Annotated in this window: 25 protein-coding genes and 1 tRNA gene; 14 read left to right on the top strand and 12 right to left on the bottom strand. The window is 31.7% G+C overall.

What is annotated here, in order from left to right:
- Positions 1-20: 20 nt before the first annotated feature.
- From ACSHW5_RS05305 to ACSHW5_RS05270, 8 genes are all read left to right on the top strand, one after another.
- Positions 21-2,297: a transglycosylase domain-containing protein gene (locus ACSHW5_RS05305; protein WP_435675067.1), complete on the top strand. Its 2,277-nt coding sequence runs from the start codon at positions 21-23 to the stop codon at positions 2,295-2,297.
- Positions 2,298-2,369: 72 nt separating this feature from the next.
- On the top strand, positions 2,370-3,068 hold the full coding sequence (locus ACSHW5_RS05300) for a CoA transferase subunit A (protein ID WP_435675066.1): 699 nt from the start codon (positions 2,370-2,372) through the stop codon (positions 3,066-3,068).
- A 40-nt stretch (positions 3,069-3,108) separates the two neighbouring features.
- Entirely contained in the window at positions 3,109-3,459 is a 351-nt protein-coding gene (locus ACSHW5_RS05295) for a four helix bundle protein (protein WP_435675065.1), read from the top strand.
- A 33-nt stretch (positions 3,460-3,492) separates the two neighbouring features.
- Entirely contained in the window at positions 3,493-4,146 is a 654-nt protein-coding gene (locus tag ACSHW5_RS05290; RefSeq protein ID WP_435675064.1) for a 3-oxoacid CoA-transferase subunit B, read from the top strand.
- Between the two features lie 87 nt (positions 4,147-4,233).
- Positions 4,234-4,995 (top strand): exodeoxyribonuclease III, encoded by a 762-nt coding sequence (locus ACSHW5_RS05285; RefSeq protein WP_435675063.1) that lies wholly within the window; start codon positions 4,234-4,236, stop codon positions 4,993-4,995.
- Between the two features lie 80 nt (positions 4,996-5,075).
- A complete protein-coding gene (locus tag ACSHW5_RS05280; RefSeq protein ID WP_435675062.1) occupies positions 5,076-6,335 on the top strand; it encodes a transglycosylase SLT domain-containing protein in 1,260 nt (419 codons plus the stop codon).
- A gap of 209 nt (positions 6,336-6,544) precedes the next feature.
- Entirely contained in the window at positions 6,545-7,528 is a 984-nt protein-coding gene (locus ACSHW5_RS05275) for a DUF4837 family protein (RefSeq protein ID WP_435675061.1), read from the top strand.
- A gap of 119 nt (positions 7,529-7,647) precedes the next feature.
- Positions 7,648-8,142 carry a DUF1761 domain-containing protein gene (locus tag ACSHW5_RS05270; RefSeq protein WP_435675060.1) on the top strand — a complete coding sequence of 165 codons (495 nt, stop codon included), beginning with the start codon at positions 7,648-7,650 and terminating at the stop codon, positions 8,140-8,142.
- Positions 8,143-8,209: 67 nt separating this feature from the next.
- Here ACSHW5_RS05270 and ACSHW5_RS05265 read toward each other — a convergent pair.
- From ACSHW5_RS05265 to ACSHW5_RS05255, 3 genes are all read right to left on the bottom strand, one after another.
- Positions 8,210-8,280, bottom strand: a tRNA-Cys gene (locus tag ACSHW5_RS05265).
- 95 nt (positions 8,281-8,375) lie between these two features.
- Complete coding sequence (folB, locus tag ACSHW5_RS05260) at positions 8,376-8,732, bottom strand: dihydroneopterin aldolase (protein ID WP_435675059.1); 357 nt, start codon at positions 8,730-8,732, stop codon at positions 8,376-8,378.
- Positions 8,733-9,007: 275 nt separating this feature from the next.
- The gene (locus ACSHW5_RS05255; RefSeq protein WP_435675058.1) at positions 9,008-9,223 is read right to left on the bottom strand and encodes a zinc ribbon domain-containing protein; all 216 of its coding nucleotides are present in this window, start codon (positions 9,221-9,223) and stop codon (positions 9,008-9,010) included.
- Between the two features lie 111 nt (positions 9,224-9,334).
- Between ACSHW5_RS05255 and ACSHW5_RS05250 the strand changes: the two genes are divergently transcribed.
- Both ACSHW5_RS05250 and ACSHW5_RS05245 read left to right on the top strand, forming a co-directional pair.
- On the top strand, positions 9,335-11,020 hold the full coding sequence (locus ACSHW5_RS05250; RefSeq protein WP_435675057.1) for a glutamine--tRNA ligase/YqeY domain fusion protein: 1,686 nt from the start codon (positions 9,335-9,337) through the stop codon (positions 11,018-11,020).
- 117 nt (positions 11,021-11,137) lie between these two features.
- Positions 11,138-11,440, top strand: coding sequence for a DUF6370 family protein (locus tag ACSHW5_RS05245; RefSeq protein WP_435675056.1), 303 nt, complete (start codon positions 11,138-11,140; stop codon positions 11,438-11,440).
- 164 nt (positions 11,441-11,604) lie between these two features.
- Here ACSHW5_RS05245 and ACSHW5_RS05240 read toward each other — a convergent pair whose 3' ends face one another.
- The 6 genes from ACSHW5_RS05240 to ACSHW5_RS05215 all read right to left on the bottom strand — a co-directional run bounded on the left by ACSHW5_RS05240 (position 11,605) and on the right by ACSHW5_RS05215 (position 17,598).
- Positions 11,605-12,660, bottom strand: a complete 1,056-nt coding sequence (locus ACSHW5_RS05240) for an NAD(P)/FAD-dependent oxidoreductase (RefSeq protein WP_435675055.1) — start codon at positions 12,658-12,660, stop codon at positions 11,605-11,607.
- A 258-nt stretch (positions 12,661-12,918) separates the two neighbouring features.
- Positions 12,919-13,155: a NifU family protein gene (locus ACSHW5_RS05235; protein ID WP_435675054.1), complete on the bottom strand. Its 237-nt coding sequence runs from the start codon at positions 13,153-13,155 to the stop codon at positions 12,919-12,921.
- Positions 13,156-13,158: 3 nt separating this feature from the next.
- A complete protein-coding gene (locus ACSHW5_RS05230; protein WP_435675053.1) occupies positions 13,159-14,298 on the bottom strand; it encodes an Mrp/NBP35 family ATP-binding protein in 1,140 nt (379 codons plus the stop codon).
- Between the two features lie 148 nt (positions 14,299-14,446).
- Positions 14,447-15,712, bottom strand: a complete 1,266-nt coding sequence (bioA, locus tag ACSHW5_RS05225; protein WP_435675052.1) for an adenosylmethionine--8-amino-7-oxononanoate transaminase — start codon at positions 15,710-15,712, stop codon at positions 14,447-14,449.
- 38 nt (positions 15,713-15,750) lie between these two features.
- Positions 15,751-16,368 (bottom strand): dethiobiotin synthase, encoded by a 618-nt coding sequence (gene bioD / locus ACSHW5_RS05220; RefSeq protein ID WP_435675051.1) that lies wholly within the window; start codon positions 16,366-16,368, stop codon positions 15,751-15,753.
- A 111-nt stretch (positions 16,369-16,479) separates the two neighbouring features.
- Entirely contained in the window at positions 16,480-17,598 is a 1,119-nt protein-coding gene (locus ACSHW5_RS05215) for an aminotransferase class I/II-fold pyridoxal phosphate-dependent enzyme (RefSeq protein ID WP_435675050.1), read from the bottom strand.
- 295 nt (positions 17,599-17,893) lie between these two features.
- On the opposite strand from ACSHW5_RS05215, the gene ACSHW5_RS05210 reads away from it, so the two are divergent.
- The 3 genes from ACSHW5_RS05210 to ACSHW5_RS05200 are packed head-to-tail and all read left to right on the top strand — an operon-like array spanning position 17,894 to position 19,537.
- Complete coding sequence (locus ACSHW5_RS05210) at positions 17,894-18,325, top strand: LexA family protein (protein ID WP_435675049.1); 432 nt, start codon at positions 17,894-17,896, stop codon at positions 18,323-18,325.
- A 57-nt stretch (positions 18,326-18,382) separates the two neighbouring features.
- Complete coding sequence (locus tag ACSHW5_RS05205) at positions 18,383-19,084, top strand: Bax inhibitor-1/YccA family protein (RefSeq protein ID WP_435675048.1); 702 nt, start codon at positions 18,383-18,385, stop codon at positions 19,082-19,084.
- A 15-nt stretch (positions 19,085-19,099) separates the two neighbouring features.
- Complete coding sequence (locus tag ACSHW5_RS05200) at positions 19,100-19,537, top strand: hypothetical protein (RefSeq protein WP_435675047.1); 438 nt, start codon at positions 19,100-19,102, stop codon at positions 19,535-19,537.
- A 6-nt stretch (positions 19,538-19,543) separates the two neighbouring features.
- Here the strand turns inward: ACSHW5_RS05200 and ACSHW5_RS05195 are convergent, their stop codons facing one another.
- A complete protein-coding gene (locus ACSHW5_RS05195) occupies positions 19,544-19,993 on the bottom strand; it encodes a nucleoside deaminase (RefSeq protein WP_435675046.1) in 450 nt (149 codons plus the stop codon).
- Between the two features lie 111 nt (positions 19,994-20,104).
- On the opposite strand from ACSHW5_RS05195, the gene dxs reads away from it, so the two are divergent.
- Positions 20,105-21,871 (top strand): 1-deoxy-D-xylulose-5-phosphate synthase, encoded by a 1,767-nt coding sequence (gene dxs, locus ACSHW5_RS05190; protein ID WP_435675045.1) that lies wholly within the window; start codon positions 20,105-20,107, stop codon positions 21,869-21,871.
- 49 nt (positions 21,872-21,920) lie between these two features.
- Here dxs and ACSHW5_RS05185 read toward each other — a convergent pair whose 3' ends face one another.
- Entirely contained in the window at positions 21,921-22,397 is a 477-nt protein-coding gene (locus ACSHW5_RS05185) for a hypothetical protein (RefSeq protein WP_435675044.1), read from the bottom strand.
- 18 nt (positions 22,398-22,415) lie between these two features.
- Entirely contained in the window at positions 22,416-25,127 is a 2,712-nt protein-coding gene (locus ACSHW5_RS05180) for a T9SS type A sorting domain-containing protein (RefSeq protein ID WP_435675043.1), read from the bottom strand.
- Positions 25,128-25,158: the final 31 nt, after the last annotated feature.

Below are 25,158 nucleotides of genomic sequence, written 5' to 3'. Positions count from 1 at the left end.
GTTGAGAAGAAATTTTTAATATGACAACAGAGAAAACAACAAATTTTAAAAAATATATAAAATGGTTCTGGGGAATTGTTTTAGGAGGATTTTTAAGCATCGTATTTTTATTTTTACTAACCTCTTGGGGAGTTTTAGGTGTATTACCAACTTTTGAAGAATTAGAAAATCCGGAAACAAACCTGGCAACTGAAGTTATTTCTAGCGATGGAAAAACCATTGGTAAATATGCAACAGAAAACAGAACACCTATATTGTATAAAGAATTACCTCAGAATATTGTAGACGCTTTAGTGGCTACTGAAGACGAGCGTTTTTATGAACATGCAGGTATTGACTTTAGAGGAACTGCAAGAGCAATTTTAAAACCTGGAAGTGGTGGTGCAAGTACCATTACGCAGCAATTGGCAAAGATGTTATTTACTGGTAGAGCTTCTAGAAATATTGTAATGCGAGTTTTGCAAAAGGTAAAAGAATGGGTAGTTGCTACCAAATTAGAAAGTCAATATACTAAGCAAGAGATTATTGCTATGTATTTAAATAAATACGATTTCTTAAATCAAGCTGTTGGTATTCGTTCTGCGTCTAGAATTTATTTTGGAAAAGAACCCAAAAATTTAGCAATAGAAGAATCTGCAATGTTGGTGGGTATGTTAAAAAACTCTTCTTACTTTAATCCTTTGCGAAGAGAAGAAAAAGTAAAACAACGTACAAATGTGGTGTTAAAACAAATGACTAGAAGTGGTTTTATTACAGAAGTTGAAAAAGATTCACTTCAGAATTTACCATTTAAAATAAATTACACTCCAGAGAGTCATGATGTTGGTTTGGCAACGTATTTTAGAGGTCATTTACAAAAATTTTTAAGAGCATGGGTTCAAAAAAATCCAAAGCCTAATGGAGAAGAATACAATATTTATAAAGACGGATTAAAAATTTATGTAACTATAGATTCTAGAATGCAGCAATATGCAGAAGAAGCTGTAAAAGAACACATGGCTAATTTACAATCTTACTTTTTTAAAGAACAAGAAAGAAATAGAACAGCACCTTTTTATGACTTAGAAACCGAACAAATTAACGGAACTTTAAAGCGTGCAAAAGAAAATTCTGAAAGGTTTAAGAGACTAAAAATTGCAGGAAAATCATCTAAAGAAATAGATGAAATTTTCAATACTAAAACAGAAATGACGGTGTTTTCTTGGAAAGGAGAATTAGACACCATAATGTCTCCTAATGACTCTATAAAATATTACAAATACTTTTTACGCTCAGGATTGGTTTCTATAGAACCACAATCTGGACACATAAAAGCTTGGGTAGGTGGTATAAATAATAAGCATTTTAAATATGATGCAGTTGCCCAACAAAAACGACAAGTAGGTTCTACTTTTAAACCTTTTGTATATGCAACAGCTATTAATCAATTAAGAATGTCTCCTTGTGATGAATACCCAAATACCTTATACACAATTCCAAAGGGAAAATATGGCATACCGGAAGCTTGGACGCCAGAAAATGCTAACAAAAAATATGGTGGAATGCTAACCTTAAAAGATGGTTTAGCAGGTTCTGTAAATACCATGTCTGCAAGATTGATAGACAAAGTTACGCCAGAAAATGTGGTGCGTTTGGCAAAATCTGCAGGTATTGAAAGTGAAATTGAACCTAATCCTGCAATAGCCCTAGGTGCAGTAGATTTGTCATTATTAGAAATGGTAAGTGCATATTCTACTTTTGCAAACAAAGGATTGCGAGTTAACCCAATGATTTTAACAAGAATTGAAGACAAAAACGGAACCGTTTTAGAGCAATTTACACCAGAAACCAAAGAAGTTTTAAGTGAAGATTCTGCCTATGTAATTTTAGATTTAATGAAAGGTGTAACTCAATCTGGATCAGGAGTTAGATTGCGTTCAACCTGGACTTTCGCAGGAAAAACAGCTACGGGGTTTCCTTATAAGTTCACAAATCCTATTGCAGGAAAAACAGGAACAACTCAAAATCAATCAGATGGTTGGTTTATGGGAATTGTACCCAATTTAGCTACAGGTGTTTGGACAGGTGGAGAAGATAGAGCAACTCATTTTGCAGGAATCACAAAAGGGCAAGGAGCAACCATGTCTTTACCTTCTTGGGCACTGTTTATGAGGAAATGCTATGCAGATAAAACCTTAAATATTAGTCAGGAAGATTTTGAAGAACCAGAAAACCTTTCTATCAATTTAGACTGTAATAAAACTTCTGGAGAAGAAGATGAAAATGATAAAAAATCAGATGAAGATATTGATTTCTAGCTTTTTATTAATAACTTAGGATATAATTTTGGTATAACATCGTTATTTTACATCCTATAAAAGATACTATTTATGATAAATAAAAAAGTAAATACTGTACAAGAAGCTTTACAAGGAGTAAAAAATGGCATGACATTTATGCTTGGTGGCTTTGGTTTGTGTGGAATTCCAGAAAAAGCAATTGCCCAATTGGTAAAACTAAATGTTAGAGATGTTACATGTATTTCTAACAATGCAGGTGTAGATGATTTTGGTTTGGGTTTATTGCTTCAAAATAAACAAATAAAGAAAATGATTTCTTCTTATGTTGGGGAAAATGATGAGTTTGAACGCCAAATGTTATCCGGAGAATTAGAAGTAGAATTAACTCCACAAGGAACTTTAGCCGAAAAATGTAGAGCCGCACAAGCAGGTTTTCCTGCATTTTATACACCTGCCGGTTACGGAACAGAAGTTGCAGAAGGTAAAGAAACCAGAGAATTTGATGGAAAAATGTATGTGTTAGAGCCTGCATTTAAAGCAGATTTTGCTTTTGTAAAAGCATGGAAAGGAGATGCCGCTGGGAATTTAATTTTTAAAGGAACTTCAAGAAATTTTAATCCAGTAATGTGTGGTGCCGCAACTATTACAGTTGCAGAGGTAGAAGAACTGGTAGAAGTTGGTGAATTAGACCCTAATAACGTTCATATTCCAGGAATCTTTGTGCAACGTATTTTTCAAGGTGAAAATTATGAGAAAAGAATTGAGCAGAGAACTGTGAGACAAAGGTGATTAATCAATTTAACAATGTGTTATTGTAATGATTAAAAAAATGAAAAACCCAGTAGTTGATAAATCAATTGAGGTTGCATTAATGGTTATTGATTATTGCGAATTATTACAAGTAGAAAGAAAATATGTGATTTCTAGGCAGTTATTAAAATCAGGGACAAGCCTAGGAGCAAATGTTCATGAAGCACAAAACGCAGAAAGTAAAGCTGATTTTATTCATAAAATAAAAATTGCAACTAAAGAATTAGAAGAAACTAAATATTGGTTAATTCTTTGTGAGAAATCAAAATCATATCCAACTCATATAGATTTGAGTAAGAAAGTAAATGAATTGGGTTTAATCCTTTACAAAATTTTAAGTACTAGTATTAAATCTAGAAAACAGAATTGATACATTGTTAAATTTTTTAATTGTTATATTAATATGTTAGACAAGACTGGAATTGCAAAACGAATTGCACAGGAAGTACAAAACGGATTTTACGTAAACCTAGGTATCGGAATCCCAACCTTGGTGGCTAATTATGTAAGAGATGATATAGAAGTAGAATTTCAAAGTGAAAACGGAGTTTTAGGAATGGGACCTTTTCCGTTTGAAGGAGAGGAAGATGCAGATGTTATCAATGCAGGAAAACAAACAATTACTGCAATGCCTGGAGCAAGTTTTTTTGATTCCGCATTAAGTTTTGGAATGATTCGTGGTAAACATGTACATTTAACAATTCTTGGAGCAATGGAAGTGGCCCAAAACGGAGATATTGCTAACTGGAAAATTCCAGGGAAAATGGTAAAAGGAATGGGTGGTGCAATGGATTTGGTTGCTTCTGCAGAGAATATTATTGTAGCAATGATGCATACTAACAAACGTGGAGATTCTAAAATATTAAAGCAATGTTCTTTACCCCTAACAGGTGTTGGTTGTGTTACAAAAGTAGTGACTAACTTAGCTGTTTTAGAAGTAAAAGAAAATGCCTTTCACTTATTAGAAAGAGCGCCAGGAGTTTCTATTGAAGAAATAAAAAATGCTACAGAAGGCACTTTGGTGGTTGAAGGAGAAATTCCAGAAATGAACATTTAATAGAATTAAACCTTGAATCAATTTTCAAGGCAATAGAAATAAAATTATACAAAATTTTCCGTCTTAAAGGAAATTTAAAGAGTTTAAATGAAAATAGTATCATACAACGTAAACGGCATTAGAGCCGCATTAAAAAAAGGATTTTTAGATTGGTTACAAGCAGCTAAACCAGATGTAATTTGCATACAAGAAACCAAAGCACATAAAGAACAATTAGATCTTTCTGATTTTGAAAATGCGGGTTACCCATATCATTATTGGTTTTCTGCACAAAAAAAAGGATATTCTTCTGTAGCTGTTTTTTGTAAAGAAAAACCAAATCATATAGAATACGGAACAGGAATAGAATCTATGGATTTTGAGGGTAGAAATTTACGTGTAGATTTTGATGACGTTTCAATTATGAGTTTGTATTTACCTTCAGGAACTAATTCAGATAGGCTTAATTTTAAGTTTAATTTTATGGATGAGTTTCAAGAATATATCAATACCTTAAAACAAGAAATTCCAAATCTTGTTATTTGTGGTGATTATAATATTTGTCATCAAGAAATAGACATTCATAACCCTAAAATGAAAGGTGTTTCTGGGTTTTTACCCGAAGAAAGAACCTGGATTGGTGAGTTTATAAATAGCGGATTTATAGATAGTTTCCGTTATGTTCATCCAGAAAAACAAGAATATTCTTGGTGGAGTTACAGAGCAAATTCTAGAGCAAATAATAAAGGTTGGCGTTTAGATTATGCAATGGTTTCAGAACCTTTAAAAGAGAAGATTTCTAGAGCGTATATTTTACCTGAAGCCAAACATTCAGATCATTGTCCTATTGCTGTAGAGCTAAATCTTTAAGATTACAAAATTACTATGAGGAAAAAATAGCCTGATTCTTTTAAAGAATCTTTAATTTTTGCTTATCTAAAATATATAAAATGAAAAAAATCTTCCTATTACTACTCTTTTCGGTAAGTGTTTTAGTACAAGCACAAAGCAGTACAGAGCCTAAAAAAATTACCGAAGCAGATTTGTTTTCTGACTATGATATTATGTTGATAGATAGTTTGTTAATGAATACAAAGTACAAGTCTCCATTATATGATACATCAGAATACATTATTGCAAATATAGAAACAAGTGATGTTTCTTCTATAGATTTATCAACAGAAACACTGAAAGATAGATTGCAAAAAATAAATGTAAAAACACCTTTTCATATTGCTTATAATCCGGCTTTAGAAAAAGTAATAAAAGGGTATTTAAAATATCAGAAAAAGTATTATCCGGCGTTAATGGCAAAAGCAACTTATTATTTTCCTTTGTTTGAAAAGCATTTAGATCAATATGATATTCCTTTGGAAATGAAATATTTAGCAATTGTAGAATCTACTTTAAATCCTACAGCAAAATCTAGAGCAGGCGCAACAGGTTTGTGGCAATTTATGTACACAACTGGTATTCAATACAATTTAAAAGTGAATTCTTATGTAGATGAGAGACAAGATCCTTTAAAATCAACCATTGCAGCTTGTAAATATTTATCAGATTTATACAATATTTTTGGCGATTGGGACTTGGCGTTGGCTGCTTATAATTCTGGACCAGGCAATGTAGCAAAAGCTATAAAACGTTCTGGAGGTTATAGAAATTATTGGAATATTCGTCCGTATTTACCTTCAGAAACGGCAGGATATGTGCCAGCTTTTTATGCAACTATGTATTTGTTTGAATATCAAAAAGAACATGAATTAATTCCAGATGCACCACAAATTAGGCATTTTGAAACGGATACAATTCACGTTAAAAAGACCATTAGTTTCGATCAAATTTCAGAAACAACAGGTATTAATTTAGAGTTGCTTCAATTGTTAAATCCTGCTTATAAATTAGATGTTATTCCATTTGTAGAAGGAAAAAATTATGCCATTACTTTACCAAGAAAAAATTCCTTTCATTTTTTAGATAAAGAAACACAAATTTATGCATTAGCAGAAGATGATGCTTCTAAAAGAGAAAAACCATTACCAAAGTATTTTGAGATGGATAAACGTGTAAGATACAAAGTAAGAAGTGGCGATTTTTTAGGTAAAATTGCGAATAAATTTGGAGTAAGAGTAAGTGAATTAAAACGTTGGAATCGCTTAAAAAGTAGTCGTTTAAAAATAGGCCAACAATTAAGCGTTTATCCAAAGTAAGCTTCTAAATTTTAAACTTTAAAATGATTGTTTTATTATCTATAATGTAAATTTTATCTATTTTTATCTTTAATAGCTTTTAAAAACTCCTATTTTATTGGTTTTTTTTAATTTTTTAACATTTTTTAGTTAAAATTATAAATTGGAACAATATTTGGTACAAAAGTATTTTTAAAGACCCAAACTATAATTAAAAAAAACTAATCGATATGAAAAAAATAGTATGTACGCTTGTTATTTTTGCTTTTTTAGCTTCTTGCACAGGTAGTGACAAGTTTGTTTTGCGAACTTCAATTGGCAAAATAAACAAAGTAATGGTGGTTACAAAATCTAGTGATTGGATTGGTGATGTAGGTAAAGAAATACGAAATTCTTTTGGTGAGTTAGTAGTGGGTTTACCCCAGCCAGAACCTACTTTTACTGTATCGCAAATAGCGCCAAATGGTTTTGGAAATATGATGAAAGTAAGTAGAAATATTTTAGTGATTGGAGAATCTACTAAAGAAAGTTTTACTGTAAAACATGATGTATATGCCAAACCACAAACTATTATTTATATTTATGCAAAGGATGATGATGGACTGGTGAAAATGTTTCAAAAACACAAAAAAGAGATTATAGATATTTATATAGATTCTGATATAAAGATGACTCAAGATGTGTTTGCAAAATCTAAATTAGATGATAGCGAATTTAAAACTTTGAAAAATTTAGGCGTTTCATTTACCATTCATGATAAATTTAATTTAGTAGATGACACTGGAGATTTTTTATGGTTACGTCATCATTTAACAAGCGGAATTGCAAAAACAGGTAGTAATAATATTTTAGTTTATGCTGTTCCGTTAGAAGATGAAACGAAAGTGGCAGATAGTATTGTTGCTGTTAGAAATAGAATTGGTAAGAAATATATTCCTGGTACAGATCCAGAAACCATGCACATGATTACAGAAGTTGCCTATACTCCTTTTACTTTTGATGCAGTTATTGACGGTAAAAAAGCGTATGAAACTCGTGGAAAATGGGAAGTGAAAAATGATTTTATGGCGGGGCCGTTTGTAAATTATACTGTTATAGATAAGAAAAATAACCGGTTAATTGTTTTTGAAGGTTTTACGTATGCGCCTTCTGTAAATAAAAGAGCATTTTTGTTTGAATTGGAAGCAATAGGAAAATCTATGAAGATTAAATAAATAGATAATACAAAATTAAAGAAAAACCAAAGACTACTGTTTTTGGTTTTTTTTTTGCAACAATCTTAAAATCAAAAAGATATTCCCTATATTTGGATTACAACCAAAACTACTTTAACATGGAATCAAATTTTTATATCTTTTTTATAGCGGCCATAGTACCTTTAGTAATAGGTTTTGTGTGGTATGGACCCTTATTTGGTAAAGCTTGGATGAAAGAAATGGGATTTACCAAAGAGTCTTTAGCAGGACAAAATATGGCGTTAACATTTATTTTATCGTATGTGTTTAGTTTTTTAATTACTTTTATCTTACAGTCAATAGTAATTCATCAATGGGGTGTTTTCTCTGTTCTTTTAGAATCTGGTTCTACGGAATTACAAGGAGAAGTACTTGTTTATTTTGAAGATTTTATGACAAAGTATGGAAACAATTATAGAACTTTTAAACACGGTACATTACACGGTGCCTTAACAGGTTTCTTTTTAGTGATGCCAATTATTGCCATTAATGGAATGTTTGAAAGAAAAAGAGCAAAATATATAGCTATAAATAGTGGTTACTGGATTGTTATTTTAGCAATTATGGGAGGTATTATTTGTAAATGGGCGTAATTTCTGTATTGAAAAATAAGATTTATAAAAAAACCATAACCTACAAGTTTGTAAGTTATGGTTTTTGAGGTGTCTAGCGGATTCGAACCGCTGTACATGGTTTTGCAAACCATTGCCTAGCCACTCGGCCAAGACACCTTTTAAGGTTTAAAATAAATTTCCAATATGTGGTCATCTATTTTAAGGATTGCAAATTTAAGCAAATTTATAAATATAACAAGTGTTTTTTTGTCTTATCTCTTTTTTGTAAGAATTACAACCACTTCTTTTACATTGCCACCAATAGGTGGATTTATTTTTGCCACAGAAACTTTCGCTTTTTTAACCATAGAAAGTTCATTTAAAATTCTATCTAATATTCTATTTGCAACTTCTTCTAAGAGCTTAGATCTAATAGCCATTTCTTCTTTTACAATATGGTTTAAATGCACATAATCTACCGTGTCTGCTAATTCATCGGTTTTTGAAGATTTTTTTAAATTGGCTTTTATTTCTACATCAATTTTGTATTCACTACCAATTTTAGCTTCTTCATCTAAACATCCGTGATACGCATACAATTTAATGTTATTTACTTGTATTATTCCCAACTAAATTATTTTTTGAAACCTTACAGGTCTGTTTATTTTTTTACTTTAAGTTGCAAAAATACGATAAAAAAAAAGCTATAAAGTAGATTCTTAAGAACTTTAATTGATTAAAACGCCCGCGTTAGCGATTGAAGTGGCATCCTTTTTTAATGAGAGTATGAACTTTTTAGAAATGATATTTCTTTAAATGTGCTTACATAATACTTTTTAGAAGCATTTATTTAATTAAAAAAGATATAACGTAAAGCGCGACCTAACAGGGAACGCCCAAAAGGTTAATTTGTAAAAAAGTCGAAAACGTTACTGATGGCGCTTGTTTTGGTTTTGTAAAATTCTGTATAGGTACAACGTTCGCAAGTTACGCTGGTAAATTTTTGATTTTGAATATCAAATATTTTTGACAAGGTTCCGCCAGTTGCACGCATTTGACCTAATTTATAGGTTTTAGAATTGCATTTTGGGCAGGTGTAATTTCTAATTTTATCGCTCATAGTAAATCATGTTTGTCTATTAGTAGTAGAATTTACATTTTTGTTACAAAACTAACAATAGCAATGAAGTATTTTCCGTAATTTTGTAGCTTAATTTTTTCGTATAAATTTATGTCTGAAGAGAAGAAATCGCTCAATTTTTTAGAGCAAATTATTGAAGAAGATTTGGCCAATGGAATGCCAAAAGAAAATTTACGTTTTCGTTTTCCGCCAGAACCAAATGGATATTTGCATATTGGTCATACCAAAGCAATAGGAATTAGTTTTGGGTTGGGATTAGATTACAATGCGCCTGTAAACTTACGTTTTGATGATACAAACCCGGCAAAAGAAGAGCAAGAATATGTAGATGCTATTAAGAAAGATATTTCTTGGTTGGGGTATTCTTGGGCTAATGAATGTTATTCTTCAGATTATTTTCAGCAATTGTTTGATTGGGCGGTGTTGTTAATTAAGAATGGAAAAGCCTATGTAGATTCTCAATCTTCAGAAGACATGCGTGTGCAAAAAGGTACACCAACTTCTGTAGGTACAAATAGTCCGTTTAGAGATAGATCTGTGGAAGAAAACTTGGAATTGTTTCAAGGAATGAAAGACGGAAAGTTTAAAGAGGGTGAACATACATTGCGTGCAAAAATAGATATGGAGTCTCCAAACATGTTAATGAGAGACCCTTTAATGTATAGAATTATGTACAAATCTCATCATAGAACAGGTACAGATTGGTGTATTTACCCAATGTACGATTGGACACACGGTGAGAGTGATTATATTGAGCAAATTTCGCATTCTTTGTGTTCTTTAGAGTTTAAACCTCATAGAGAATTGTACAATTGGTTTAGAGATAACGTGTATGATTTTAGTAAAACTGAATATTCGTTACCACCAAAACAGCGCGAGTTTTCTCGTTTGAATTTGAGTTATACCATTATGAGCAAACGAAAGTTGCTTACCTTAGTAGAAAACGGAATTGTTGCTGGTTGGGATGACCCAAGAATGCCAACAATTTCTGGTTTAAGAAGACGTGGTTATACACCAAATGCTATTAAAAGTTTTATTGAAACAGTAGGTGTTTCTAAGCGTGAAAATGTGATTGATGTTGCTCTTTTAGAATTTAAAATTCGTGAAGATTTAAATAATACGGCTAAAAGAGTAATGGCTGTTTTAGATCCTGTAAAAGTGGTAATTACAAATTATCCTGAAGGAGATGGGGAAATGTTAACAGCCAATTATAATGATTACGAAGATGGTTTTGGCAGAAGAGAAGTGCCTTTTTCTAGAGAAATTTATATAGAAAAAGAAGATTTTAGAGAAGAAGCAAATAAAAAGTTTTTCCGATTAAAATTAGGTAAAGAAGTCCGTTTAAAGAACGCATATTTTATTACTGCTAATAGTTGTACAAAAGATGCAGACGGAAATGTAATAGAGATACAATGTACTTATGACCCGTTAACAAAATCTGGTATGGATACGGAAGAAAGCAAACGAAAAGTAAAAGGTACTTTGCATTGGGTTTCTATAAAACATGCTGTAAAAGCAGAAGTTAGGGCTTATGATAGGTTGTTTTTAGATGAAGCACCAGATTCTCATAAAGACAAAGATTTTATGGAATTTGTGAATCCTAATTCTTTAGAAAAAATTACAGCTTTTCTAGAACCAAGTTTGCAAACTGCAAAAATTGGCGAGCGTTTTCAGTTTCAACGTTTGGGGTATTTTAATGTGGATGATGATAGCACTCCTGAAAATTTAGTTTTTAATAAAACCGTAGGTTTACGAGATAGTTGGGGAGGAAAATAAGTAATTATTGGTAGAATTTAGTATTTATTGTTAATCGAATACCTTTTTAGTTATGGTTGCAGTGGGTAATAATTACTGTTGTGTGTTCAATAGAATGTTTATATATAAAAGTTAATTATGAAAAAATTACTAATATTAAGTATCTTAATTTTAGCTTCTTGCTCAAATAAGAAAGAAGTAAAACATGTTGCAGATATTTCTTGCGGACAGTGTCAGTTTGAGTTAGATTCTGAAGCTGGTTGTAGTTTAGCTGTGAAGATTGATGATAAAGCCTATTTTGTTGATGGTTTTAATATTGATGATTTTGGTGATGCACATGATGAAAATATTGGCTTTTGTAATGTAGTTAGAAAGGCGGAAATAGTTGGTGTTTTAGAAGATGGACGATTTGTAGCTAGTGCTATTACATTGGTAGAATAATAAAGGAAGTCTTACTTTTTAAGGCGGTTTTTAAAAGTTACTTAAGTTATTGTAAGTTTTGTATTATTAAAACTGATAAATTATAAAAAAACCCGAAAGATATCATCTTTCGGGTTTTTTAATTCCTGTAGTTTAACACTTATAAAAGTGTTCAAACTTAATTATTATTCAATCTTTTTAACAACGGCTTTTGGTGCTTCTTTTCTAGTTCCGTCAAAACCATCTACACCACCAACTGTTGTGTATTTCATGACATACTTTTTGTCTGGAAAAATACGCTGGTAAGCACTTTGACACATTAATGTTGCTTCGTGAAAACCGCATAAAATTAGTTTTAGTTTTCCTGGATAGGTATTTACATCTCCAATAGCATAAATGCCCGGAATGTTGGTTTGGTAATCTAAAGCATTGTTTACTTTAATGGCATTTTTTTCTATTTCTAATCCCCAATTTGCAATAGGACCCAATTTAGGTGATAAGCCGAAAAGTGGAATAAAATTGTCTGTTTCTAAGGTAAATTCTTCTTTGCCTTTTTGTGCCACTGTAACTCCGGTTACTTTATCTGTACCAATAATACCTTTAACTTCTGCAGGCGTAATCATATTAATTTTACCAGCATCTTTTAATTCTTGCACTTTGTCTACAGAATCTAAAGCGCCTCTAAATTCGTTTCTTCTGTGTATTAAGGTTACAGAAGAAGCTACGTCTGTTAAAAATATAGACCAATCTAAAGCAGAATCTCCACCACCAGAAATAACCACTTTTTTATCTCTATATAATTCTGGATTACGAATGATATATTCTACACCTTTATCTTCAAAATTTGAGATGTTAGGAATTGGTGGTTTTCTAGGTTCAAAACTTCCTAAGCCACCAGCAATGGCAACTATGGGTGCGTGATGTTTTGTGCCTTTATTTGTGGTTACAATAAAAGAGCCATCTTCTTGTTTGTCTATAGTTTCTGCACGTTCTCCTAAAGTTAAACCTGGTTCAAATTGTTTAATTTGTTCCATTAATTTATCAGATAAATCTCCTGCTAAAATTTCTGGATAAGCAGGAATATCATAAATGGGTTTCTTTGGATAAATTTCTGAACATTGTCCGCCAACTTGTGGTAAAGCGTCTATAAGATGACAACGTAATTTTAACAATCCTGCTTCAAAAACAGTGAATAACCCTGTTGGTCCGGCACCAATAATTAAAATATCTGTAGTAATCATTTTTATTTCTTTTATTTTGTGATTGCTAAAAATGAAGCAATTTGCTAATTTATATAGAGAAATTGCTTGGTTTTTAGCAAAGAGGCTCTTTTATTTTTTTATGCTGATGAGCGCGTTAGGGATTGTAGCAATTGTTTGAGCTCTTTTTTACTTTTTTGGAAGTAAAAAAAGCGAGTGCGAAAAGCCCGACCACGCTTTTTTGCGTGGAACGCCCAAAATTATAGAATTAGAAAAGGTTAAAAGCTGATTTTTATCAGTTTAGGTTATGTTTATTACTTCTTCTATTTGTGGCGCATACTTTTTTATGGTTGCTTCTACACCGTTTTTTAAGGTCATATGATTTACAGAACAACCTGTACAAGCGCCTTCTAACTGCACTTTTACAATGGAATCTTCTATTGATAATAACTTTATATTGCCTCCATCACTTATTAAAAACGGACGAATTTCATCTAATGCTTTTTCTACGTTATTTAAGGTTTCTTGTGCTGTCATATTTTATTTTTTTACTGCGCTACAACCACTCATTGTTGTAATTCTAACAACTTCTGTGGGTGGTAAATCTGCATTTCTTTTTAATAATTCTGAAAGCATCTCTTTAGTAATGTCTTGAAAAGATTTTTCTAAAATGGTGCCATCTTGTAATGCTACAGGATGCCCAACATCACCAGCTTCTCTAATACTTTGTACTAAAGGAATTTCTCCTAAGAATTGTGTTTGTATATCTTCTGCCAAATTTTTAGCACCATCTTTTCCAAAAATATAATATTTATTATCTGGTAATTCTTCTGGTGTAAAATATGCCATGTTTTCTATAATTCCTAAAACGGGTACATTAATACTTTCTTGTTGAAACATTGCGACTCCTTTTTTAGCGTCTGCTAAGGCAATATTCTGAGGAGTACTTACAATTACTGCTCCATTAATTGGTAATGCTTGCACTATTGATAAATGCACATCACCAGTTCCTGGAGGTAAATCTATTAAAAGGAAATCTAAGGTTCCCCAATCTGCATCAAATATTAATTGTTTTAATGCTTTTGATGCCATTGGTCCGCGCCAAATTACTGCTTGATTTGGGTCTGTGAAAAAGCCTAAAGACAATAATTTTACACCATAATTTTCTACGGGTTTCATTTTAGGGCGTCCGTCTACGGTTACAGAAAGTGGTTTTGCTTTTTCTACATCAAACATAATATGTTGTGATGGGCCATAAATATCTGCATCTAAAACACCTACTTTAAATCCCATTTTTGCCAGAGAAATAGCGGTGTTTGCTGTTATTGTAGATTTACCAACACCACCTTTACCAGAAGCAATTGCTATAATGTTTTTAATATTAGGAATTGCTTTTCCTTTAATTTGGTTTGGATTTTCTTTGGGTGCAGTTTTTTCTACCTTTAAATTTATTTTTACCTCTATATCTTCAGATACATTTGTTTTAATGGCTTTTGTAATTTCTGCTTCTATCTTCTTTTTTGCTTGTAATGTAGGATTATTAATGGTTACATCTACATTTACTTCATTGCCAAAAATTACTACGTTGGTAACATTTTTGTTTTCTATTAAACTTTTTCCTTCACCAGGTGCTGTTATGGTTTCTAAGGCGTTGTATATATTTTGTTTGTTAAAACTCATTTTGAGATTTTCATTTATTAGGATTCATTCTAAATACAAAGATACAGTTTAGTCGCCATAAAATAGGGCTTGTAGATTGTGTTTTTTTATAGATTAATAAGCGTATTTTATTGTGATAGACTTTCTGCTTAAAATTGTAAAAAAGGCACTAAAGAGTGTCTAAACATTCTTCTATAACTTGGTATACTTTTTCTAATTCTTCTGATGATATTACATAGGCGGCTTGTATATAAATAGTGTTTCCTAAGGGGCGAAGAAATACACCATTGTCCATAAAAAACTTGAACAACCTATCTCGTAAATTGCCATAACGCTCCATCTTTATATCTAAATCTAAGGCAAAAATAATTCCGGTTTGGCGTGTTGTTTTTACCTTTGGATGTTTTTTAATTTTTTCGTTAAATATTTTATGTGAAGAAATAATGCGTGCAATATTTTGCTGTATTTCTGTTGAAGTTAACAATTCTATGCCAGCTAATGCAGCTGTACAAGCCAACGGATTTGCAGAATAGGTATGGCCATGAAATAAGCCTTTTGTAATATCTTCTGAATAAAAAGCGTCATAAATTTTTTGAGAACAACTGGTAATTGCCATTGGTAATAAACCAGCAGTTAAGGCTTTACTCATGCAAATTACATCTGGTTTTGTGGTTATAAAATCAGAGGCAAAATTACTTCCTGTTTTTCCAAAACCCGTCATTACTTCATCTGCCACCGTAATAATGTTGTGTTTTTTGCAAAATTCTAAAATAAGATTTAAGCCTTCTGCATTGTGCATTTTCATGGCAGCCGCTCCTTGTACCAATGGTTCATAGACAAAACCTGCAAGGTTATTTTCTTGTACAATTATTTGTAATTTTGATAAAATTTCTTGGTGATTTTTACCGTTTGGTGTTGGAATTCTGAGTACATCTAAGAAAAAATCTTCAAAAGGTCCGTTGTAAACAGACAAACTAGAAACAGACATGGCGCCAAAAGTATCGCCATGAAAACCATCTTCAAAAGCGAGTAAAGTATTTTTTTTGTTTCCTTGATTAAAATGGAATTGCAACGCCATTTTTATTCCTATTTCTACAGAGGAAGAACCATTGTCTGAAAAGAATATTTTTTGTTGATTATTGGGTAAAATCTTAATGAGTTCTTCAGATAATTTTACGGCAGGTTCATGTGTAAAACCGCTAAACACAATTTGATCTAATACCTGCATTTGCTTGCTTACAACAGAAGTAATGTATGGGTTGCAATGTCCGTACATATTGGTATACCAAGAGGCAATAGCATCTATGTATTTGTTGCCATTTTCATCTGTTAAAATACATCCTTTTGCGTGGGTAATTCCAATAGTTTCTGGATGTAATTTGTGCTGTGTTAATGGGTGCCAAATATGTTTTTTATCTCTTTCTTGTAATGTCATTTGTTCTAAGTATTCCTAAATATTTAGGAAATTGTATTTTATTTTAATAATTGATCTTTAAATTTATCTGCATATTCTTTAATGACATTTTTGTCAAAATACGGCTCCTCATCAATACGACCAAGAATAGGAACGTTTGTCATTTTTTTTATGATACTTTCTGTTGTTGGATGTTCATTTCCAGAGAAAAGAATAGTGACGTCAAACCCTTTTTCTTTCAATAAATTCACAGTTAATAAAGTATGATTGATACTGCCCAAATAATGTCTAGAAACTACAATTACTTTGTAATCGGGTTTTATAATATCTAAAATAGTGTTTGTGTTATTTATAGGAACCAACAAGCCACCAGCGCCTTCAATTACCAAATGGTTGCTGGTTTCTGGTGTGTTTATTTTTGATAAATGAATAGTAACATTATCAATATCTGCTGCTGCATGCGGACTCATAGGAGTTAATAATGCATACGAGTTTTTATGAAATTTAGATTTCTTATTAGAAATGAATCGTTCAACTTTATGGGTGTCAGAATTGTCTAATTCTCCGGCTTGTATTGGTTTCCAGTAATCTGCTTCTAAAGCTTCCGTTACAATGGCTGCTGCCACTGTTTTACCAACTTCTGTAGAAATTCCGGTGATAAAGTATTTTTTTGTCATAGTATTGTTAAACTAAACTTTTTTCAGCATTGTTTTTTATTGGTCATTTAATGTTTTTTAAATTGCATTATGGGCACCAATTTTTTATTTGTTTTGCTCTAATTTTTCAGGCTATATAGTAATAGGTTTTTCGTTTACAAAAATACTTAACAAACGCAACACTTCATACATTTCTTCACTTGAATTGTAACTATGCAAACAAAAACGCAAACGCTCTTGGTTTTCCTTTACAGTAGGAGATAAAATTGCTTTTACATCGAACCCTTTTTCTAGTAGTTTATGTGATATTTCTTTTACGTTATCATTTCCAGAAATAACACAACAATGAATAGCCGATTTACTGGAGATAAATATCTTTTCTAAGCCTAATTTTTCTATTGTTGATTTAAAAAATTGTATATTTTCTTCTAACTTTTGTTTATGAAGAACTTGAAAATTCATTTCTTCATAGACACTTTTAATAGTTGCCACAGAATGTGGAGACAAACCTGTTGTGTAAATAAAACTACGGGCAAAATTTACTAAAAAATCTTGTAGTTTTTTACTTCCTAAAATAGCAGCGCCGTGGCAACCTATTGCTTTTCCGAAGGTTATAATTCTTGCAAAAACATCATTTTCAAGTTGCAATGCTTGCACAAGACCGCAGCCATTTTTACCAAAAACACCTAGTGCGTGTGCTTCATCAACAATAAAAAAAGCGTTGTTTCTATTAATGATTTGTGACATTGTTGCTAAATCTGGCGAATCCCCATCCATAGAAAAAACCGATTCTGTAACCACATAAACTTCTATATGTTTAGTCTTACAACTGTGATTATTTTTAGTTAGTTTAAGAAGTTTTTCTTCTAAATCTTCCAAATTATTATGTTTAAATTTAAAGGCTTTTGCGTTCGATAATTGAATGCCATCTCTTATGGAAGCATGAATGGCTTCATCATACAAAATAATATCTCCACGTTGCGGAACGCAAGAAAAGAACCCCAAATTAGCATCGTAACCAGAGTTAAAAATGGTGGCAGTTTGCGATTGATGAAACTGGCTAAGCATTGTCTCTACCTTATTATATAACGCATGATTTCCAGACAATAATCTACTTCCTGTAGCACCATTTATTTTAATTTTTTTATCAACCAAAAACTGATGCGTTTTATCAAAAATAACTTCAGATTTTGCAAAACCAAGATAATCATTCGAAGAAAAATCGATAAACGTAGACGGTTGCTTTAGCACTCTAAACTCGTTTTTTGAAATTCGAATATTGAGTTTCTCTAAATTTTTTTTTGAAAGTTGTTTCATCTATACAAAAATACAAAAACAGTTTCCTAAATTTACAGATAATAGTTGTTGTTCTGCTTAGGTACATAAATCTATTGGTTTTCAGTTACTTAAGAATAATACTTCCAATAATTAACTTTGGGAAATAATTATTCTAAAAATCTAGCTTTAAAAAGCATTTTTTGGTATTTTTATAGCTGTACTGTTTTTATCTTACAGTAAAATAATGATTTTCAATATAAAAAAATAAATGACTTTAGATACACTCACTTTTTACACACCAAAAGCTCCCTCAGGAAATGGTGCTATTTTTGTTGATTCTGGTATTTCTGCCGGATTTCCATCACCTGCCGATGACTTTGGTGAAACTAGAATTTCTTTAGATGATGAATTAATTAAAAATAAAGACACCACTTTTTATGCAAAAGTAAGAGGGCAATCTATGATAGGTGCAGGTTTAGATGATAATGATTTATTGGTAATTGATAGAAGTTTAGAACCTGCCAACAACAAAATTGCGGTTTGTTTTTTAGACGGAGAATTTACTGTAAAGAGATTACGTGTTGGAAAAAATGAAATTTGGCTGCAACCAGAAAATCCAAATTATCCTATTATAAAAATTACCAAAGAAAATAATTTTATCATTTGGGGCATTGTTACTAATGTGATTAAAAAGGTATAAAAGGGATGATTTTCTAGCATCAAAATGAATATATTTGCGGTCTAATTTTACGTTATTATGGAGAACACTTTTCAAAACAAAATATTACTTTCAGAAACTACAGATCAAGTACGAGTAGATTTTTACAAAAAAACCTATGCCCATGTTGCTGGTGGAGTTTTACTTTTTGTTTTATTTGAATATTTATTGCTGCAAAGCTCTGCTATTGTTGAGTTTATGTTGTCTATGACACAAGGTTACAAATGGCTAATTATGCTAGGTGGCTTTATGTTTATAACCAATTATGCAGAAAGTATTGCTTTAAAATCTGCAGATAAAAACATGCAATATTTGGCTTATGTAATTTATATTTTGGCAGAGGCTATTATTTTTGTTCCACTTTTATATATGGCAATTGTGTATACAGAAAGTTATGCTTTAATACAGCAAGCTGCTATTGTAACACTCGGACTTTTTGTGGGTATTTCTTCGGTAGTTTTTATCACAAAAAAGGATTTTTCATTTTTAAAATCTGGTTTAACCGTTGGTTTTTTTATTGCAATGGGGTTAATTGTTGCAGGTGCTTTGTTTGGTTTTAATTTAGGTTTGTGGTTTTCTGTAGGAATGTGTTTATTAGCTGGAGGTGCAATTTTATACCAAACATCTAATCTTGTAAATAAGTACGGAACAGAAGATTATATTCCGGCTGCATTGGGTTTATTTGCCTCTTTAATGTTGTTGTTTTGGTATGTATTACAAATATTTATGTCTAGAGATTAATTAGCACACTATAAAATGAAAGAAGAAGAAAATAAAAAGAAGAAAGGAAAAACTTTTGGCATTATAGTAGGTATTATTGCTTTTGCGGTTTCTTATTTAGTAGTGCAATACTTTTTTAAAAATGAAGTGGCTTCGGAATTAAAAAATGCGGTTATTGAATTAAATAAACAAGCACCTATTCAAATAGATGACTTCACAAGATTAGACAGTGCCGCTTCTGTAGGAAAAACTAAATTTATATATTATTATACCCTTGTAAATTCTTTAAAGGCAGAAGTAGATTTAGATACCGTAAATAAATATACAACACCAGCAATTATTAAATCTGTAAAAGAAAATGATGATTTAAAACCCTTTCGTAAAAATAATATTACCTTAGATTATAGTTATTTTGATAAAAATGGTGAGTTTGTAATGAATATTGCTGTAACGCCAGATTTGTACAAAAAGTAATTGTTCTTAATTCAAATTTCTTTTTTCGATAAAAAAACGCTTTAAAAGATTCGCACATTCATTTTCTAAAACTCCCCCTACAATTTTTGTCTTTGGATGTATGGTTGTTTTTAGGTTGATAAAACCTCTTTCGGGTTCAGATGCTCCGTAAACAATTTTACCAATTTGTGCCCAATAACTTGCGCCAGCGCACATTTGGCAAGGTTCTAAGGTTACATATAACACACAATTTTTTAAGTATTTTCCTCCTAAAAAATCGGCTGCAGCCGTAAAAGCTTGCATTTCTGCATGTGCGGTTACATCATTTAAGGTTTCTGTTAAATTGTGCGCTCTTGCAATAATTTGGTCTTTAAAAACAATAACAGCGCCAACAGGAACTTCTCCTTTATCAAAAGCAGTCGTTGCTTCTTGTAGAGCTTTGTTCATAAAATAAGTATCGTCAAAAGGTTGTATCATCTAATCTATTTTTAATCGAGTAAAATTAAGTAATTTATTTACAATAGATTTGTATTTCTTTACAGGTTGTTTTTATGAACACAATATTTGAAATTGTATTTTTGCAAAAAGATGAAAAATTTGTTAGATAGCATATCAAATCCACAAGATTTAAGAAAATTAAATCCAACGCAGTTGCCGCAGTTGGCAAAAGAATTGCGTGCGTTTATTATTGATGTGGTAGCAACAAAAGAAGGTCATTTGGGCGCAAGTTTAGGTGTTGTTGAACTTACCATTGCGCTTCATTATTTGTTTGATACGCCAAATGATTTATTAGTTTGGGATGTTGGACATCAAGCATACGGACATAAAATTTTAACAGGCAGAAAACATATTTTTCATACCAACAGACAATTTAAAGGTATTGCTGGTTTTCCATCAAGAAATGAAAGTGATTTTGATGCATTTGGTGTTGGGCATTCATCAACTTCTATTTCTGCCGCTTTAGGAATGGCAATTGCATCTAACTTAAAAGGAGAAACGGAAAAACATCATATTGCTGTTATTGGCGATGCTTCTATTGCAAGCGGAATGGCTTTTGAAGCGTTGAATCATGCAGGTGTTTCAAAAGCAAATTTACTTATTATTTTAAATGACAATGCTATAGGAATAGATCCTTCTGTAGGAGCATTAAAAGAGTATTTAACCAAAGTTAAAACAGATAGAAAATTAGCGGCACAAAATAATATTATAAAAGCGTTAAATTTTAATTATTCTGGACCAATAGACGGACATAATTTGCCTAAAGTTCTATCAGAATTAGAGCGATTAAAAAAAATAAAAGGACCTAAATTTTTACATATAATTACCACAAAAGGCAAAGGTTTACAGCAAGCTGAAGAAGACCAAGTAACATATCACGCTCCTGGAAAATTTGATAAAATTTCTGGAATTAGAGAAAAAAAACCAGCTAGTTTGTACACAAAATTCCAAGATGTTTTTGGGAAAACAATGGTAGAATTAGCAGCACAAAATAATAAAATTGTAGGAATTACACCCGCAATGTTAACAGGAAGTTCGTTAAAATTTATGATGGAGAAATTTCCTCAAAGAACTTTTGATGTTGGTATAGCAGAACAACATGCGGTAACATTGGCAGCTGGTATGGCAACACAAGGTTTAATTCCTTTTTGTAACATTTATTCTACCTTTTTACAGAGAGCATACGATCAGGTAATTCATGATGTTGCAATACAGAAATTACCAGTAGTTTTTTGTTTAGATAGGGCAGGCTTAGTAGGTGAAGACGGTGCAACGCATCATGGTGTTTTTGATATTGCGTATTTAAGATGTATTCCTAATATTATTATTTTTGCACCAAGCAATGAAATTGAATTGCGAAATATTTTATATACGGCTCAATTAGGCTTAAAAAGCCCCATTGCTATTCGGTATCCAAGAGGAACAGGAACTATTATTGATTGGCATAAACCTTTCGAAGAAATTGAAATTGGAAAAGGAACTTGCCTTAAAACAGGGAATAAAACAGCTATTTTATCAATAGGAACAATTGCTAAAAATGTTACGGAAGCCATTTTTTTATCAACAAAAAGTGATGAAATTGGCCATTATGATATGCGTTTTATAAAACCTTTGGATGAAAAATTGTTACATCAAATTTTTAAGAAGTATACGACCATAATTAGTGTTGAAGATGGAACCATAAAAGGTGGATTTGGTTCTGCAATTTTAGAATTTTCCGCAGAAAACAATTATCAAAATAAAATTAAAGTTTTAGGAATTCCTGATGAATTTGTAACTCATGGAAATGTTACAAGACTCCAACACCAAATTGGTTTAGACTCAAAAAGTTTGGCTTTTTATCTTTCTAATTTATAAAAAAAAAGACTGCCTTTTCAGACAGTCTTTCAACATACATTATAAAATGTTACATTGGAAACTCAGAAACTTGTTTTTTAATGAGAACAATTTTAACATATTTCTGTTTTTCTTCTACATTGTATTTAATAACAGCTTCATTTTCTTCTAATTTAAAAGGAATTTCTTCTGTTATAACTTTATTTTTACTGTTTTCTGAAGTTTTATGTTCAAAATCATCTACTTCTAAGAAACCTTTAAATCCAATAAAACCTTGGTATTTATTAGAACCTTGATTTTTAAGTTTACAATATTTGTCTTTAAAATAAATACCTTCTATTAGTACGTTTTTTGTTTCTGGGTCTATAATGTTATCCATAAGTAGATAAATATTAAAACCAGATTCCCCTCCTTTTATAGGTGAAGCATACTCAGTATAATAAGATTTGTTAAAATTTAAAATAGATTTTTTTTCTAAATTATATTTGGTGCTACAACTCATTATTAGTACTAACAAAAAGACTCCTATTGTGTGTTTTCTATTCATGAAAATAGATTTTATAAATTAATTTTTAACAAATTTCGCGGTTTGTTTCTTTCCGTCGGCATGTAAATTAATAATATAAACTCCAGATTTTAAGTTTTCTACATTTACTTTGCTGCCGTTTGTAAGGCCTTGTTTTACAGTTTTTCCGTTAATATCAGCAATGCTATAATTAACATTTTTTGATACATCTACTAAACTACTTTTTAAATTTAATACAGATTGTGTAGGGTTAGGATATAGAGAAACGGCTAAAGAATTTTTTTCATAATTATTAGCAGCTAAAGTTCCTTCTACTGTTGTTTCAAACATTCCGTTACCATGTGTACCAATTAAAAGTTTTTTGTCTGAAGTTCTGTAAACCATAGAACTAACAATTGAAAGACCAATGCTATTAGCACCTTCCATATCCCAATCTGTACTGGTTGGATCTGTAGAGCTGTATAAGCCTCTAGCTGTACCTACAAAATATACAATTTCTTCACCTACAGTTGCAATTGCCGCAGAACGAATAGAGTGGGCAGATAAATTTCTTTCTACCATAGTCCATGTTGGTGTAGCCGAGGTTAAGTTTGTAGTTATAAAAATGTTATCAATTCCATAATTTGCATACACTGCTAATGCAATATCAGGATTTGTTGGATGAATTGCAATACCACTTACTACAGTACCATCGGTTGTACTAGCTCCTGTTGGTGTAATGTTAATTGCAGTGCTAATGTCAGCTGTTCCTGCTGGGTTTGATTTTTTAAAAATCCCACCGCTTTCACCTCCAATTAATAATAAACTTGTAAAAGGATCGTAAGTACCTCTAGTAGTAGCAAATGTTCTTAGATTTTCTCCTGTACTTAAACTTCCGGCGTTTACCCAAGTTGCAGCAGTTATGGCTGCGGCGGTAGCTGTTGTATATAAAGTGTTTTTTCCTGCATAATATAAATTATCATTATTATCTGGATCTAGGTAATAATAGGTAATAAATTGTGCCGCGGCTCCAGAAGGAGCTCCTGTTGGTGTAATTTCGGTATATCCGGCAGGATAATTAGACCAAATTCTACCTTGTTGTACACCTACAAATAGTTGTAAATTTGCATCTGCATCTCTTCTAGCAATACCTACAGCTACACCATCTCCACTAAAAATATTGTTCATAGTTGTGTTGTCTGGTAAACCTGCATCTGTACCACCCATAGTAGTACCATTATCTTGTGCACCACCAATAACAAAATTACTACCTGTTAATGGGTCTATTGCAACGTGGTAATATTGATAGGTGATGTAATTATTATTTAAACTTTCCCAAGGAATACTAGCTGCATTAATATCTGCTGTTTTATGAATACCACCATCAGTACCACTATAAAGTAAATTATTGTTATTTGGGTCAAATTCTAAAGAATGAATATCTGAGTGATGTGTAACACCACCCACATTATATTGTGCATAACCAGTATTGTTTAAATAACCTCCTATTCTTGTAAAAGTAGGATCTACAGTAATATCTGCAATTTTATAAACGTTTGTACCACCAATAACAAGAAAATTTGGATTGTCTGGTTTTACAGTGATTACTAAATCATACCCTCCTTGAATTGCAAAAGGATCGTTCCCTGAAGTATCTCCTCCTGGTTCATCTGGTAGTTTAGCAGAGTAATTTACCCAAGTACCTAAAAATGGCTCATATTTCCATAAATCTGCTTCTATACCTGTGTTACCATTGGCATACAAAGCATAAATAGTTCCATCACTAGAAGGAGCTTCTGCTAATACAATTCTACCAGTTGCTGCCCAATCTGTTGGCGTACCGTTTTTGGCAATCTGAGTCCAAGAACCATTTCCTGTAGGAGAATACCAAACACCTTCTAAAGTTGAACCACCATCAAAAGCGGCATATACTTTACCTGAAGTTGTTACTATTACGTCTGTCCAATCTACATTCCCACCAGTTAATGATAATTCAATATTCATGTTGGTACCATCATATCTATAAATTCTACCAGAAGTAGCAATGATTAAATCTCCTGTAATTGGGTTCACTTTCATAGCATTTATGTAATCGAAATAGCTATCAAATGAAGTAAAACTAGAATCTGTTGCAGGCAATTTGGTCCAAGTTAATCCGCTATTTGTAGATTTGTATACACCGTGTCCACGGTAAGATGATCCTAATGAGGCAGAATTACCAGAGAATTCACCAGTACCATAATACCAAATGTTTTCAAAACCTGTTCTTGTGTCTTGCGCTATACAGCTAACATTGTGTACTTCTGTTGGGTTAGAAACTTTGGTCCAATCTGCACCACCGTTAGTAGATCTAAACAAACCACTGCTGATACCACCAGAAAGCATTGTGTTGCTAGTTGGGTCTGAAACATCTACCGCAAAGGCTCTTGTTCTACCTCCTAAGTTAGAAGGGCCTCTAGATACATAAGTACTTGTAGTTTCTCTTTGTAAACCTGCTTTTTGTTTTATATTTAAAGCAACTTCATATTCTTTTTTCTTTTCTTCAATAGGAATTATTCCTGTAACAGGATTTTTTTGCATGTTAAACTCATACAATTCTCTTTCAATAGAATACAACTGTCTTTTATTTTTAGTCTTATCTATTGGTTTTATAACCCCTTCAGGAGTAACAATGTAAGATTTCTCTTTGGTTTGGGTACTATCTTGTTTGGTAACAAAATAGACTCCAACTACAGCTACTAGTAATAGTGTTGATAGTATTTTTTTCTTCATAATGTTAAATTTTTAAGGTAATGATCAAATT

This window comes from Polaribacter sp., assembly GCF_051251875.1.
Classification (GTDB): domain Bacteria; phylum Bacteroidota; class Bacteroidia; order Flavobacteriales; family Flavobacteriaceae; genus Polaribacter.
This window is presented reverse-complemented; position numbering and strand designations above follow the sequence as displayed.